At 70.0% G+C, this 13128-nt stretch carries 13 protein-coding genes; 6 read left to right on the plus strand and 7 right to left on the minus strand.

The annotated features are described in order from the left end of the window. Window position 1 precedes the first annotated feature (1 nt). A complete protein-coding gene (locus ACFOY2_RS17990; RefSeq protein WP_379529191.1) occupies window positions 2–613 on the minus strand; it encodes a dihydrofolate reductase family protein in 612 nt (203 codons plus the stop codon). 145 nt (window positions 614–758) lie between these two features. Here ACFOY2_RS17990 and ACFOY2_RS17995 point away from each other — a divergent pair, with 145 nt between their 5' ends. The 3 genes from ACFOY2_RS17995 to ACFOY2_RS18005 are packed head-to-tail and all read left to right on the plus strand — an operon-like array spanning window position 759 to window position 5420. Then, window positions 759–1607, plus strand: a complete 849-nt coding sequence (locus tag ACFOY2_RS17995; protein ID WP_379529324.1) for a fumarylacetoacetate hydrolase family protein — start codon at window positions 759–761, stop codon at window positions 1605–1607. After that, window positions 1607–2617: a zinc-dependent alcohol dehydrogenase gene (locus ACFOY2_RS18000; protein ID WP_379529192.1), complete on the plus strand. Its 1011-nt coding sequence runs from the start codon at window positions 1607–1609 to the stop codon at window positions 2615–2617. The genes ACFOY2_RS17995 and ACFOY2_RS18000 overlap by 1 nt, the downstream gene beginning before the upstream one ends. 10 nt (window positions 2618–2627) lie before the next feature. Next, the gene (locus tag ACFOY2_RS18005) at window positions 2628–5420 is read left to right on the plus strand and encodes an FAD-binding and (Fe-S)-binding domain-containing protein (RefSeq protein WP_379529193.1); all 2793 of its coding nucleotides are present in this window, start codon (window positions 2628–2630) and stop codon (window positions 5418–5420) included. A gap of 39 nt (window positions 5421–5459) precedes the next feature. Here the strand turns inward: ACFOY2_RS18005 and ACFOY2_RS18010 are convergent, their stop codons facing one another. After that, on the minus strand, window positions 5460–6374 hold the full coding sequence (locus ACFOY2_RS18010; RefSeq protein ID WP_379529194.1) for a helix-turn-helix domain-containing protein: 915 nt from the start codon (window positions 6372–6374) through the stop codon (window positions 5460–5462). Between the two features lie 82 nt (window positions 6375–6456). Between ACFOY2_RS18010 and ACFOY2_RS18015 the strand changes: the two genes are divergently transcribed. Further along, window positions 6457–7674, plus strand: a complete 1218-nt coding sequence (locus ACFOY2_RS18015) for a CehA/McbA family metallohydrolase (protein WP_379529195.1) — start codon at window positions 6457–6459, stop codon at window positions 7672–7674. A gap of 245 nt (window positions 7675–7919) precedes the next feature. On the opposite strand, the gene ACFOY2_RS18020 is transcribed toward ACFOY2_RS18015, so the two are convergent. Beyond that, entirely contained in the window at window positions 7920–8396 is a 477-nt protein-coding gene (locus ACFOY2_RS18020) for an ATP-binding protein (protein ID WP_379529196.1), read from the minus strand. A 399-nt stretch (window positions 8397–8795) separates the two neighbouring features. Between ACFOY2_RS18020 and ACFOY2_RS18025 the strand changes: the two genes are divergently transcribed. Continuing rightward, window positions 8796–9644 carry a helix-turn-helix domain-containing protein gene (locus tag ACFOY2_RS18025; RefSeq protein ID WP_379529197.1) on the plus strand — a complete coding sequence of 283 codons (849 nt, stop codon included), beginning with the start codon at window positions 8796–8798 and terminating at the stop codon, window positions 9642–9644. A gap of 12 nt (window positions 9645–9656) precedes the next feature. Further along, a complete protein-coding gene (locus ACFOY2_RS18030; RefSeq protein WP_379529198.1) occupies window positions 9657–9869 on the plus strand; it encodes a DUF397 domain-containing protein in 213 nt (70 codons plus the stop codon). Between the two features lie 114 nt (window positions 9870–9983). Here ACFOY2_RS18030 and ACFOY2_RS18035 read toward each other — a convergent pair whose 3' ends face one another. The 4 genes from ACFOY2_RS18035 to ACFOY2_RS18050 all read right to left on the minus strand — a co-directional run bounded on the left by ACFOY2_RS18035 (window position 9984) and on the right by ACFOY2_RS18050 (window position 13128). After that, a complete protein-coding gene (locus ACFOY2_RS18035; RefSeq protein ID WP_379529199.1) occupies window positions 9984–10469 on the minus strand; it encodes a hypothetical protein in 486 nt (161 codons plus the stop codon). Beyond that, entirely contained in the window at window positions 10466–10987 is a 522-nt protein-coding gene (locus ACFOY2_RS18040) for an RNA polymerase sigma factor (protein ID WP_379529200.1), read from the minus strand. The genes ACFOY2_RS18035 and ACFOY2_RS18040 overlap by 4 nt, the downstream gene beginning before the upstream one ends. 242 nt (window positions 10988–11229) lie before the next feature. After that, entirely contained in the window at window positions 11230–12135 is a 906-nt protein-coding gene (locus ACFOY2_RS18045) for an LLM class flavin-dependent oxidoreductase (RefSeq protein WP_379529201.1), read from the minus strand. Window positions 12136–12294: 159 nt separating this feature from the next. After that, a complete protein-coding gene (locus ACFOY2_RS18050; RefSeq protein ID WP_379529202.1) occupies window positions 12295–13128 on the minus strand; it encodes an AraC family transcriptional regulator in 834 nt (277 codons plus the stop codon).

Raw genomic sequence — 13128 nt, forward strand, 5'->3', positions numbered from 1 at the left:
CTCACGGCGCCAAGAGGATCTCCTGAGCCGAGGCTGGCGTTGCGGATCGCGCCGGCTTCGCGGGGGCGTAGACGAGGTTGAGCACGCCCGTCTTGAACGTCTCCGAGGAGATCAGCGTCAGCGGGATCACGGCCTCCCCTTCGTCGAACAGCCGCATGCCCTTGCGGACGGCGATCGGGTGCACCAGCAGGTGCAGTTCGTCCACCAGCCCGGCGGCCAGGAGCTGACGGACGACGGAGACCGATCCGCTCATCCCGATGACGCCGTCGCCCGGCTCGTTCTTCAGCGCGTGGACCGCCTCGACGAGGTCGCCGCTGAGCTGCTCGGAGTTGCGCCAGGTGAACGCGAGCCGCCGGTTCGACACGACGATCTTCCTGGCGTCGCCGAGCGCCTTGGCGAAGGGGGCGTCCTCGCCGCCGGCCTGCTCCCGGCCCGGCCAGGCGCCGGCGAAGCTGTCGTAGGTCCTGCGGCCGAACAGCAGCGTCCCGGCCGGCCCGAGGGATGCGTTGACGGCCGCGCCCATCTCCTCGTTGAAGTAGGGGAAGTGCCACTGGTCGGGCGCCTCGACGACGCCGTCGAGCGCGATGAAAAGCTGCGCGACGATCTTCTTCATGCTGACCTCCACCGGAGCGTGGTGCGTGCTTGCCAGGGATAGACGACGCGCCCTGCCAGAACTCATCGGTGGGTCGTGTCGGCATTAGCCTGACATGAAACGTCCGTCCGTACGTGCCCCTGTCGCCCCCAACGGAGAGATCACCTTGTACCTCATGCGCATCGGCGCCCCAGGCGCGGAGAAGCCCGTCGTCCGCGTGGACGAGGCCCACTACATCGACGTCTCCGACGTCACCCCCGACTTCGACGAGCGTTTCTTCGGCTCGGGCCGCATCGCCCTGCTCGCCGACCGGGTCGCCCGCGGCGACGTGCGCGCCTTCGACGGCGAGCGCGTCGGCGCCCCCATCGCCCGCCCCCACCAGATCCTCTGCATCGGCCTGAACTACAGCGACCACGCCGCCGAGACCGGCCAGGCCGTCCCGGACGAGCCCATCCTGTTCACCAAGTCCCCCAACACGCTCATCGGCCCCAACGACGACGTGCGCATCCCGCGTGGCTCGACCAAGACCGACTGGGAGGTCGAGCTGGGCATCGTGATCGGCAGGCGCACCTCCTACCTGGACTCGGTGGAGGAGGCCCGCGACTGCATCGCGGGCTACCTGGTGGTCAACGACGTCAGCGAGCGCGCCTTCCAGATGGAACGGGGCGGCCAGTGGAGCAAGGGCAAGTCGGCCGAGACGTTCAACCCGGCCGGCCCCTGGCTGGTGACCCCGGACGAGATCGCCGACATCACGAACCTGGGCATGTGGCTCGACGTCAACGGCGTACGCCGCCAGACCGGCACCACCAAGACGATGATCTTCGACCCGTACGTGATCGTCCACCACCTGAGCCAGTTCATGGTGCTGGAGCCCGGCGACCTGATCAACACCGGCACCCCGCCGGGCGTCGGCATGGGCCACGACCCCCAGATCTGGCTCCAGCCCGGCGACGTCATGGAGCTGGGCATCGACGGGCTGGGCAGGCAGCGCCAGCGGGTCGTGGGACCCCGATAGTGCGCGCGCTGGTCCTGACCGGCCCGGGCAGGGCCGAGGTCCAGGAGGTCGAGCCGCCCGTCGCCGCGCCGGGACAGGTCGTCGTGGACGTCGAACGCGCCGGCGTGTGCGGCACCGACGTGGAGCTGTTCACCGGCGAGATGAGCTACCTGCACACCGGGCGCTCGTGGTATCCGCTGCGCCCGGGCCACGAGTGGTGCGGGCGCGTCACCGCCGTCGGGGAGGGCGTGGACGCCGTCTGGCTGGGCCGCCGGGTCACCGGCGACACCATGCTCGGCTGCGGGCGGTGCGAGCGCTGCCGTTCCGGACGCCATCACGTGTGCGCCGAGCTGGCCGAGATCGGCATCAGCCTCGGCCGTCCCGGCGCCCTGGCAGAACGGCTCGCCGTCCCCGCGACCGCGCTGCACGCGCTTCCGGACGCCGTGGACCCCACGCTCGGCGCGCTGGTCGAGCCGGGCGCCAACGCGCTGCGCGCCGTCCAGGGCACGGGCCTGGGACGGGGCGAGCGGATGCTGGTCCTGGGCACGGGCACGATCGGCCTACTGGCGGCGCTGTTCGCGCGATCACAGGGGATCGAGGCGCACCTGATGGGCCGCGACCCCGAGGGGCTGCGCCTGGCGCGATCACTGGGTTTCGCGGCCTGGACCCGGCCGGAGCTGCCCGGATTGCCGTGGAATGCGGTGATCGACGCCTCCAACGCCCCCGAACTGCCCGCCCTCGCCCTCGATCTTGTCGAACCCGCAGGCCGCGTCGTCTACATCGGCCTGGCCGCAGCCCCGTCCACCCTCGACACCCGTGATCTCCTGCTCAAGGACGTCACAGCCGTAGGTATTCTGGGAGGTTCCGCAGGGCTGCGAGGAGCAGTCGCCGCCTACGCCGACGCCTCGGTCGACGCCCGCCCGCTCGTGGCCGCCACAGTGGGGCTGGCCGAGACGGCGGCCGTCCTGGCAGGCCACCGCCCGGCAGAGGCCGGACCCGGCCCGAAGATCCACATTGATCCCCAGCGATGAGAGCACCAGCGTGACCCACCCAGAACCTCGGCTGATCGCCCCAGACCCCACCGTCCTGTCGGCGGTGGAGGCCGCCGTGCCGGGCATCGCCCGCACCCGGGCGAGCGACCGGCTCGGCATGGCGCACGACGCCTCCCACTACCTGCTCACCCCGCAGGCCGTGCTGGTGCCCGAGAGTGCCGAGCAGGTGGCGGCGCTGATGCGGACGGGGCTGCCGCTGACGTTCCGCTCGGGCGGCACCAGCCTGAGCGGCCAGGGGGTGAGCCGGCACCTGCTGGTCGACACCCGGCGGCACTTCCGCGGCATCGAGGTGCTGGACGGCGGGGCGCGGGTGCGGGTGCAGCCGGGGGCGGTGCTGCGCCAGGTCAACGCCCGGCTCGCGGTCCACGGCCGCAAGCTGGGCCCCGACCCGGCCAGCGAGTCGGCGTGCACGATCGGCGGCGTCGTCGCCAACAACTCCAGCGGCATGACCTGCGGCACGCACGCCAACACCTACCGGACCCTGGAGTCGATGACCTTGGTGCTGCCCAGCGGCACCGTCCTCGACACCGCGGCGCCCGACGCCGACGAGCGCCTGCGCGCGCTCGAACCCGACCTCGCGGCGGGCCTGGAACGGCTGCGCGACCGCGTCCGGGGCGACGCGGACTCGGTGCGCCGCATCACCGCCCAGTTCGCGATCAAGAACACCATGGGCTACGGCCTCAACAGCTTCCTCGATCACGACTCGCCCGCGCAGATCCTCGCCCACCTGATCATCGGCAGCGAGGGCACGCTGGGGTTCGTCGCCGAGGCGGTGCTGCGCACGGTCCCCGCCCACCCCCTGGCCGCCACAGGACTGCTCGTCTTCCCCACCCTGCGCCAGGCGATGGCGGCCATGCCCGGCCTGGTCGCGGCAGGACCCGCCGCCGTCGAACTGCTGGACGCCGAGTCCCTGCGGGTGGCCCAGACCGACCAGAAGGCCGACGAGGTGCTGCGCACGCTCGCCGTCAAGGATCATGCGGCGCTGCTGGTGGAATGGCAGGAGCCGGACGCCGACCTGCTCGGCGCGCGGGAACGCGCAGCGGAAGGGCTGTTCCCCACGCTGCCGCTGGCCGCCCCCGCCCGCCTGAGCAGGGAAAGCGGCGGTCGCGCGGCGCTGTGGCACATCCGCAAGGGCCTGTACGCCTCCGTCGCCGGGGCCCGCCCCAGCGGCACGACCGCCCTGCTGGAGGACGTCGCCGTCCCCGTGGCCGCCCTGGCCGACCTCTGCGACGACCTGACGGGCCTGTTCACCGCCCACCGCTACGAACGCAGCGTGATCTTCGGCCACGCCAAGGACGGCAACCTGCACTTCATGCTCAACGAGCGCTTCGACACCGACCTGGAGCGCTACGCCGACTTCACCGAGGACATGGTCGAGGCCGTCCTCGGCCGGGGCGGCACCCTCAAGGCCGAGCACGGCACCGGCCGCGTCATGGCCCCGTTCGTCCGCCGCCAGTACGGCGAGGAGCTGTATGAGGTGATCTGCGAGGTCAAGCGGCTGTGCGACCCGGCCGGCACGCTCAACCCCGGCGTCCTGCTCACCGACGACCCGCGAGCCCACCTGCGCGACCTCAAGTCGGTCGTCACCGTCGAGCCCGAGGTGGACCGGTGCGTCGAGTGCGGCTACTGCGAGCCCGTCTGCCCGAGCCGCGACCTGACCACCACCCCGCGCCAGCGGATCGTGCTGCGCCGCGAACTCGCCGCCGCCCACGAGGCCGGAGACGACGCGCTCGCCCGCCAGTTGGAGGCCGAGTACGCCTACGACGCCGTCGACACCTGCGCCGTGGACGGCATGTGCGCCACCGCCTGCCCCGTCCTCATCAACACCGGCGACCTGACCAAACGCCTGCGGGCCGAACGCCACGGCCGCGCCGCCCGCGTCGGCTGGAAGAGCGCCGCCAAGCACTGGAACGGCGTCACCCGGGCAATGGACCTGGCCCTGGACACCGCCGCCGCGACCCCTCCCAAGCTCTCCGAGGCCGCCGCCCGCGCCGCCCGCACCCTCATCGGCGCCGACACGATTCCGCAGTGGAGCCGCGACCTGCCCCGTGGCGGCAGACCCCGCCGACCGGACCCGGCTGAGAAGGCGGACGCCGTCTACGTCCCGTCCTGCCTGAACACCCTGTTCGCGCCCGCCGACGGCGGCCCCGGGGTCATGGCCGCGTTCCTGCGCCTGGCGGAGCGCGCGGGCCTGCGGCTGCATGTCCCGAAGGCGATCGGGGGGTTGTGCTGCGGCACGCCCTGGTCGTCCAAGGGGTACGCCGACGGCTACGACGCCATGGGCCGCCGCGTCCGCGACGCCCTCCTGCGCGCCAGTGACGGGGGCCGCGTCCCGATCGTCAGCGACGCCGCCTCCTGCACCGAGGGTTTCCACCGCCTCATCCCTGACCTGCGGGTGGTCGACGCGGTCGCCTTCACCGCCGAGCACATCCTGCCCCGCCTGCCTGCCGCCCGCCGCCTGCCCTCGCTGGCGCTGCACCCCACCTGCTCCTCCACCCACCTCGGCCTGGACGCCGCCATCACCGAGATCGCGCAGGCGCTCGCCGAACGGGTGGTCGTCCCCGACGGCTGGCAGTGCTGCGCCTTCGCCGGCGACCGCGGCCTGCTCCACCCGGAGCTGACCGCCTCGGCCACCCGCGCGGAGGCCGCCTCCGTGGCGGCCGGGGACTTCGCCGCGCACGCCTCGGTGAACCGCACGTGCGAGCTGGGCCTGACCCGCGCCACCGGCAAGCCGTACCACCACCTCCTCGAACTCCTCGACCAGGCCACCGCCGAACTGTGACGGCGGCTCGCGAAGCCGGGCCCGAAACCCGCGCCGTAGTTACGGGGCGTCGCCGATCCGGGCCAGGATCGCCGGGGTGTCCGTCGCGGGCGCGGCGTGCACCCCGAGGGTGTTCATCAGGTGCTGGTAGGGGCCGGCGGCGCCGTCCTTGGTGAGGTACTGGGCGCTGGCGAGGTGTTCGAGATAGACGACGTCGCCGAGCTGGGGCGGCGCGAAGCGCAGGATCGTGACCGGCCCGACCCCGCCCGCCGGGGCGCCGCCGGCGAGCGGCAGCACCTGCACGGTGATGTGCGGCAGGGCCGCCATGGCGGCCAGGTGGTCGAGCTGGGCCCGCATGATCTTCTCGCTGCCGACCTGGCGGTGCAGCGCCGACTCGTCCAGCACCACCCAGAACTTGCACGGCGTGGGCCCGTCGAGGATCCGCCGGCGGCGCATCCGCACCGCGACCCGCCGCTCGACCTGGTCGGAGGTGCCGCCTTCTGAGCCGTTCGCGATCACCGCGCGGGCGTAGTCCTCCGTCTGCAGCAGGCCGGGGACGAACTGCACCTCGTGGGTGCGGATGAGCACGGCGTCCTGCTCCAGGCCGAGGTAGGGCTCGAGCCACTCGGGGATCACGTCGCGGTACTCGTGCCACCAACTGGGGGAGTTGGCCTGGTCGACCATGGCCAGCAGGCTCGCGCGCTCGGCCTCGCCGGTCACGCCGTACAGGGTGAGCAGGTCGGCGACGTCGCGCACCTTGAAGCTGGTGCGTCCCACCTCCATGCGACTGATCTTGGAGTGGGAGCCGCGGATGTGGTAGCCGGCGTCCTCGCGCGAGATGCCCCGGGCCTCGCGCAGCTCACGCAAGCGCCCGCCGACCAGGATGCGGATCACGGTCGGACCGGACCAGGGGGAATCTCCGAGTTCGCCGACGGAGAGCTCGGTCGGGTCACCTACTTGGCCGGTGGTCGGCATCCATGCTCCTCACTCAGACATCAGTCACAGCGCGACTCACAACATGCTTCCACCTCAGCCCACAGGCAGACCGTATTCTCACATGGAGACTCCACTGCGTGTCAATGGCGACGTGAGGTCTGCGCCTGAGCCGAGTCCTTCATCCTCTCGTGACGCCGCTCCGGGCTCAGAGCTTGAACGACACCGCCGTCGAACAGTTCGACCGCCCGCAGCCGACCGGCCAACGCGGTCAACCAGGACGGTACGCGCTCAGCTGACCTCCGATCGCAGCTGCTCGACGCGTGGGTACGCTGCCGGAGTGGCGAGGGGACGGGGCTGGTACCGAGGAGACTGTCACGTGCACTCGGCGAGCTCGAAAGGCGGAGAGCTGACGCCGGAGCAGCTCGCGGCGGCCGCCCGCGCGCTGGGGCTGGACTTCGTCGCGGTCACCGAGCACAACACGGCCGAAACGCACGACGTCTGGAGTTCGCTCGCCGGCGACGACCTGCTGGTGATCCTGGGCCAAGAGGTCGTCACCCACACCGGGCACTGGCTGGCGCTGGGCATCCAGCCGGGGCAGGTGGTCGAAGGGCGCTATCGCGTCCGCGACGACGTGATCGACCGGCACATAGACCGGGTTCATGAGGCCGGCGGGCTGTGCGTGGCCGCCCACCCGCACGCGCCGTACCCGTCCGGCGACCTCATGTATCCCTTCGAGCTGTTCGACGCGGTGGAGGTCTGGAACGGGCAGTGGACCTCTGACCTGCCGTGGAACGCCGACAACGAGGCGGCGCTGGCCGAGTGGGGCCGCGGTCTGGCCGCTGACATCCACGCCGGACGGTGGCGACCGGCGATGGGCAACAGCGACACCCACCTGGAGGGCCAGATCGGCATCCCGCACACCGTGGTGCTGGCCGAGGAACCGAGCACGGAGGCGGTCCTGGCCGGTATCCGCGCCGGACGGAGTTGGATCGCGGAGTCGGCCGCGGTCGAGCTGTCGTTCTGGGCATCCGCCGGTGAGCGCAATGCCGGGATCGGTGAGCGACTGACGGCAGGCGACGGGCCGGTCGTGGTACGGGCGGACGTCCGCGGTGTGTCGTCCGGCGTGGTCAGCTTCCACACTGACCGCGGCAAGGCGCACCGCGTGTCGCTGCCCGCCGACGGATCAGGCGTCGTGGAGTGGCGCACCGACGCGGAGGAGTCGGCGTTCGTCCGCATCGAGGTGCGCCACCCCGGCGGTGGCATGGCGGCACTCACGAACCCCACCATCCTGGCCGATCCCACAACCGACGGTTGTCCGGGACGCGCATCGGCTGTTTGAGGCATGGTCCCACCGGGCCGGCGCTGGACGCCATCCCCCAGATCACCAGCACCGCCTCCTGCCCTGGCGGAAGACGGGCCTCAGCTGACGCCGTTGGGGACGAGCATCGCGGTGCACGTCCAGCCGGACTTCTCGACCATGGCGCACGCCCAGCCTCATCCCCGAGACGGGAAGCGTGATGAACGGCTTGTGCCTCATGTACGCGGGACGCGGCAGGAACCCGCCCATTTCGGCCTGGCGTGGTCTCAGACACTCGTCTCTCCCTTTGCGCCAGCGCCTGGAACCAGCACGACATCCGCCGCTGCGGCTGGCGTGTCTTCTGCGGTGAGTACTTCGGCCCATACCACGCAGCCCCCGAGCGGTCCCGGATCCACTCCCCACCGCACCGACAACTCATCGACCAGATGCAGGCCCCGGCCGTTACCCTCGCCCTCACCCGCCTGACGAGGACGAGGGATGGTGATCCCTCCCTCATCGATCACCTCAACACGTGCCAGCGCATCGCCGATCGCCGACACCTCAAGGATCACGAACCCGCCTGGCCGCCCCGACCGCGAATGAGACACCGCGTTGGTGGCCAGCTCACTGACCACCAATCGCACATCATCCACGTCCCGATGCCCCGCCGCCGTCAGGATGCGCCCAACGCACAGCCGGAGAAGAGAGACCGAGGCGCCCACCCCGGGCACCAGTAGCTCGGCGAGAAGCTGCGGCCTGCTCATGGCGCAATCTTTCGGAGCAGCAGTTCCGGTACGCCCTCATCAATCGCATCCGCTCTGCACCAGGGCCAGCTGTCCCGGGTACAGACCCAGCGATCCCGCCATAGAGTCGTGCGAACTGTCACCGACCCCGATGGGATTTCTACCACGAGCCTGGCCCAGCGCAGGTCCCATGACACCCGCTCACCCTGGCGGGCCAGAACCCCTTCCAGGTGCGAAGGGTAAGCGAAACATAGCTGTTCGTAGTCGCTGAACGGCATACTGTCCCCATCCTCGGTTGGGTTCCGGTGCTCTTTGGATTACTCTCTGCGTTGTGGCGCTCACGCAATGATGTGCCCGCCCATGGTGAGAACGCAACCGTTGTGTCTGCACTGTTCCTCGGGAGATAGGTAGCCTTACCTCATGTCAAGACGACCGCATTCGCCCAAGGTTCGCCTTCGACAGCTCGCGCGAGTGTTGCGCGATCTCCGCGAGGAGAAAGGTATGACGCGGGAGCAGGTTGCGGACGCAACAGAGATGAACCGTGCGACGTTGTACCGAATCGAAATGGCGCAAGCTCGCCCGCAGGTCCGAACGCTGCGAGCGCTCTTGGATGTCTACGGGGTGGCAGAAGCTCGACGTGCGGAACTGGTGGCCCTCCTCAAGGCCGCCAATGAACCAGGGTGGCTGCAGACGGCCGCCGATCTCCCGCCGCAGTACGCCACCTACATCGGCTTTGAGCAGGAAGCCAGGCGCGTACTGAACTACGAAACATCGTTCATTCCTGGCCTGCTCCAGACTGAGGCTTATGCCCGCGCAGCCATACCAGGAGGCGCGCCCGAACTGCCGCGCGAAGAGGTAGAGAACCGAGTGAGGGCCCGCATGCAACGTCAAGCACGGCGTGAGCCACCGCTCGCCCTGTGGGCGATAATCGATGAAGCGGCGATACACCGGCGCGTTGGCGGGCCTGCGGTTATGCGGGAGCAACTACAACGGCTCTTGGAGGAGAGCGAACAGTCGCATCTGACCCTGCAACTCGTTCCCTTCGCAGCGGGCGTGCACCCAGGAATGCACGGCTCGTTCGTCATTCTCCAGTTTTCAGAAGAACATCACGATGTCGTATACATCGAGTCCACCACGAGTGACCTATTTCTAGAGGGTGTGCAGGACGTTGCACGCTATAACCTGGTATTTGAGCATCTTCGCGCCGTAGCAGCCAGCCCGGATGTCACCTATGACCTTGTGGCCGAAGCGCTCACCAAGATCAAGTGAGAGGGGTATGAGGTGCCGAAGAAGGATGTTGATCTCTCTCGTGCGACGTGGCGTACGAGCACCTTGAGTGGCTCGAACGGTCAGTGCGTGTCTGTTGCTTTCGTGGACGGACACGTCGCGGTTCGACACTCCAAGGACGTGGACGGTCCGGTACTCGTCTTCACGGACAGCGAATGGCGTGCCTTCACCGGCGGGGTCCATCTGGGCGAATTCGATCTGCTCTGACGGCACTTGGCTTGCCCGTGCCGTTCGGGCCCGCCATCGCCCTGGTCCCGGTGGGCAGGGCGATGGCGGGCTCGCGTAGCGTTCACGGGCGCTGGCTTGCCGAGCCTGATGGGTTCAGCGATCTTCCTGGCCGGTCAGCTCGCGTACGCGGCGCAACAACGCGGCCCTGCGGGTGCGGGCGCGTACGGCCAGCACCAGCGCCATCCCGGCGAACAGCCCTCCGACGAGCAGTGTGCCGCCCAGTCCCGTGTCGCGTTGGGCGGCGACGACGGCCAGCACCGTCGTCGTGGTGAGCGAGGCGGCCAGGCCGATCCAGGCGGCGATCACCCGGTCGGTGGCGAACAACGGTACCCGGCGCGTCAGCAACCAACCGCCGTACCCGGACCAGGCCAGGCAGAACACGGTGAACAGCGCGAAGGCCAGATGGGTGCGGCCGGGCAGCGGGCCGGGCTCGGTCCACCACAGAGCGGCCACGAACACCGCCCCCGCCAACCCGGCCAGCAGTGCCGCCACCGCCCTTACCCGCCTCCCGGGCGACAGCGACGAGTCCAGCCGCTCGATCATCTCCCGCGCCGACAGACGCGGTTCCTCCTCCGTCATGACCGGTATCCCTTCTCTTCGAGGTGCTCACGCAGCAGGCGACGGGCGCGGTTGAGCCGGGACTTGACCGTGCCCGCAGGGATTCGGCAGATCCGCGCGCAGTCCTCGACCGGCAGGTCCTCCAGGTAGAACAGGACGAGGACCTCGCGTTCCAGTACCGGCAGCTCCGACAGGGCGCTCAGCAGTTCGGCGCGGTCCACCATCGCCTCCACCGGGTCCTCGGTGCCCACGTCGGTGGCGGCGGCGAGTTCCTCCCTGGCGTACTGGCTGCGCAGGCGATCGGTCACCGACCGGCGGGCGATCGTGAACAGCCACGGCGCGAACCTGGCGGGCTCCCGCAACCGGGGCAGGCCCCGCACGACGGCCAGCCAGATCTCCTGGCTCACGTCGTCGGCCCGCTCGGCGTCCAGCATGCGCCGCACATACGTCCACACCGGCACCCGCCAGTGGGACACCAACTCGGCCAACGCCGCCCGCTCGCCCAACTGGGCCCGCACCACCAGCAGCTCGTCGGTCATCTCGTCCTCCCCTCACCCTGCACAGTCGGACCGGAAGCCGGTCAGGTTCACCAGTTCCGCATCTTTCACCCACATCCGGCCTGTCAGCCGGACTGCGTCATTCGACCGCTTCGGGCAACTCGCGCGGCATGCGGCCGGAGATGCGAGCGTTGCCGATGCGAACGGTGTTGGTGCGGGCGGCAGGGACCTGCGGGATGCCTGATGGGGCATTTTCTGGGCATGCGCGCCCGCGAGATGAACCTCTACCGCCGCTGGCCGTTCTTCTTGACATGGGTGAGTTGTGCTCTGGCCTCGGCGAGAGCCTCCGCCTGCCGCATCCAGTCCCCGCCGTCGAGCGCAAGCCCGACCGTGTCGGCTCCAGCCTCGGAGTAGGCCTGGAGGCGTTCTGCCACTTGCGCTGGGCCGCCGGTGACGGGGACAGCCGCCGCTTCCTCTGGCGGCATGCGATGTACCTCAACGAGAACGCGAGTGAAGGATTCGATGGCAGCCGGGTTGTCGACGAGGATCGCGTGACCTCCCACGGAGATCGATGGGGTCGGGCGGTCCAGCTCATGGGCGATCTCGCGTAGCCGTACTGCCTTTTCGGCCAGAGCTGCGGGGCTGATCAGAGAGGGTGCCCAGCCGTCGCCGTGAAGGACGGCGCGGCGCATCGCCGCCTCCGAGTTCCCGCCGATGAGGATGGGCGGGACCGGGGCAGCGGGGGCGAGAGTGATTTCCTCGTCCCCCAGTTTGGTCGGCTCGCCGCGGATGAGGCCTGGCAATGCTTGCAGCGCCGCGTCGGTCCAGCGCCCCCGCCCGTGCAGCGGCGCCCCGACCGCACGCCAGAACGGCGAGCCGGGGAAACCCCCGATCCCGACGCCGAGGACAACGCGGTTGCCTGACAGATGCTGAAGTGTCTGTATTTGCGTGGCGACCCATGCCGTGGGATGCAGCGGAAGGCTCAGTACGCCGAATTCGAGTCCGATCTTCTCGGTCACGGTCGCGGCCCCGGCCAGAACCAGCGTGGCGTCAAAGCTCGGCGTCCCGTCGCCGACGATGAAATCGGCCATGCTGACCGCGTCGTAACCAAGTTCCTCAAGGTAGCGCGCCATCGCGATGTCGGGCCCGCCGGTCTGCGTCACGGGCAAGGTCGTGCTGATCCGCATCATGATCCTCTTCGAGTGTCTGTACGGGGATGCGGTCACGCTAGAACCCCAAGTCGTGTTGAGGTCAAGCGTCTCGGTCTTCATGGGGCTGCTCGCGAACACGGTTCGCTTGGCGGTTCTTCTCGCGCACATGCCCCGCCCGTTCGACGTGCCGGCCTCGCTTCAGGACGAGTCGGTGTGTGCCCGTCGGTACTGGGTGGGGGTGACGCCGTACGAGCGGGTGAACCAGCGGGTGAGGTGGGCCTGGTCGGTGAAGCCGACCTCGTTCGCGACCCTGGCTGCGGGGCGGCCGAGGGTGAGCAGGCGGCGGGCGGTGCGCAGCCGCACCTGGCGTTGGTATTCGCTGGGCGCCAGGCCGTAGGCGGTGCGGAAGGCCCGGTAGACGGCGTACCTGCTGGAACCCGTCCAGGCCGCGAGGTCGTCGGCGCTGATGGGCTCGGCGTAGTGGTCGTGGATGAGTTCGCGGGCCGTGGCGGCGAGGTGGGCGGCGCCGAGGATGGTGGGTGGGCCGGAGGGCGGGCGCGCGGCCAGGCGGACGAGGGCGGCGACCGCGGAGGAGAGGAGTTCGTCGCGTTCGAGGGGGTCTGCGCCCTGCAGGAGCGCGGTGTGCAGCCTGCGCAGCCGCGTGGCGAGGACCGGGGAGTTGATGACCGGCGCGGCGAACAGCGGCAGCCCGACGGGACGCCCGGCGATGTCGGCGAGGGCGTCGGCGATCAGTTCCTGGCCGATGTGCACGATCCGGTAGGTGAACCCCTGCTCGTCGGTGGCGTGCCCGTCGTGCACCTCGTCGGGGTTGAACGCCATGACCATCCCGGCCGCGCTGGTGTGGCCCGCGCCCCGGCAGTTGAACGTCTGCGCGCCGTGCTCGGTGACGCCGAAGGAGTACGTCTCGTGGCTGTGGCGGTGGTAGCGGTGGTGCAGGAAGCTGGCGTGCATGGCTTCCAGCGGCATCTCCGCCGAGCGCCAGTAGCTGGTCCACTCTCCGGTGCCGGTCAT

The sequence above is a fragment of the Nonomuraea purpurea genome, from assembly GCF_042650645.1.
In the GTDB taxonomy this organism is placed as follows: domain Bacteria; phylum Actinomycetota; class Actinomycetes; order Streptosporangiales; family Streptosporangiaceae; genus Nonomuraea; species Nonomuraea purpurea.

Excerpts from the sequence above, each read along its gene's own strand:
- ACFOY2_RS17990 (WP_379529191.1), bottom strand. The coding sequence starts at position 613 with ATGAAGAAGATCGTCGCGCAGCTTTTCATCGCGCTCGACGGCGTCGTC.
- ACFOY2_RS18010 (WP_379529194.1), bottom strand. The coding sequence starts at position 6,374 with ATGCCGACCACCGGCCAAGTAGGTGACCCGACCGAGCTCTCCGTCGGC.
- ACFOY2_RS18015 (WP_379529195.1), top strand. The coding sequence starts at position 6,457 with ATGGAGACTCCACTGCGTGTCAATGGCGACGTGAGGTCTGCGCCTGAG.
- ACFOY2_RS18020 (WP_379529196.1), bottom strand. The coding sequence starts at position 8,396 with ATGAGCAGGCCGCAGCTTCTCGCCGAGCTACTGGTGCCCGGGGTGGGC.
- ACFOY2_RS18025 (WP_379529197.1), top strand. The coding sequence starts at position 8,796 with ATGTCAAGACGACCGCATTCGCCCAAGGTTCGCCTTCGACAGCTCGCG.
- ACFOY2_RS18035 (WP_379529199.1), bottom strand. The coding sequence starts at position 10,469 with ATGACGGAGGAGGAACCGCGTCTGTCGGCGCGGGAGATGATCGAGCGG.
- ACFOY2_RS18040 (WP_379529200.1), bottom strand. The coding sequence starts at position 10,987 with ATGACCGACGAGCTGCTGGTGGTGCGGGCCCAGTTGGGCGAGCGGGCG.
- ACFOY2_RS18045 (WP_379529201.1), bottom strand. The coding sequence starts at position 12,135 with ATGATGCGGATCAGCACGACCTTGCCCGTGACGCAGACCGGCGGGCCC.
- ACFOY2_RS18050 (WP_379529202.1), bottom strand. The coding sequence starts at position 13,128 with ATGACCGGCACCGGAGAGTGGACCAGCTACTGGCGCTCGGCGGAGATG.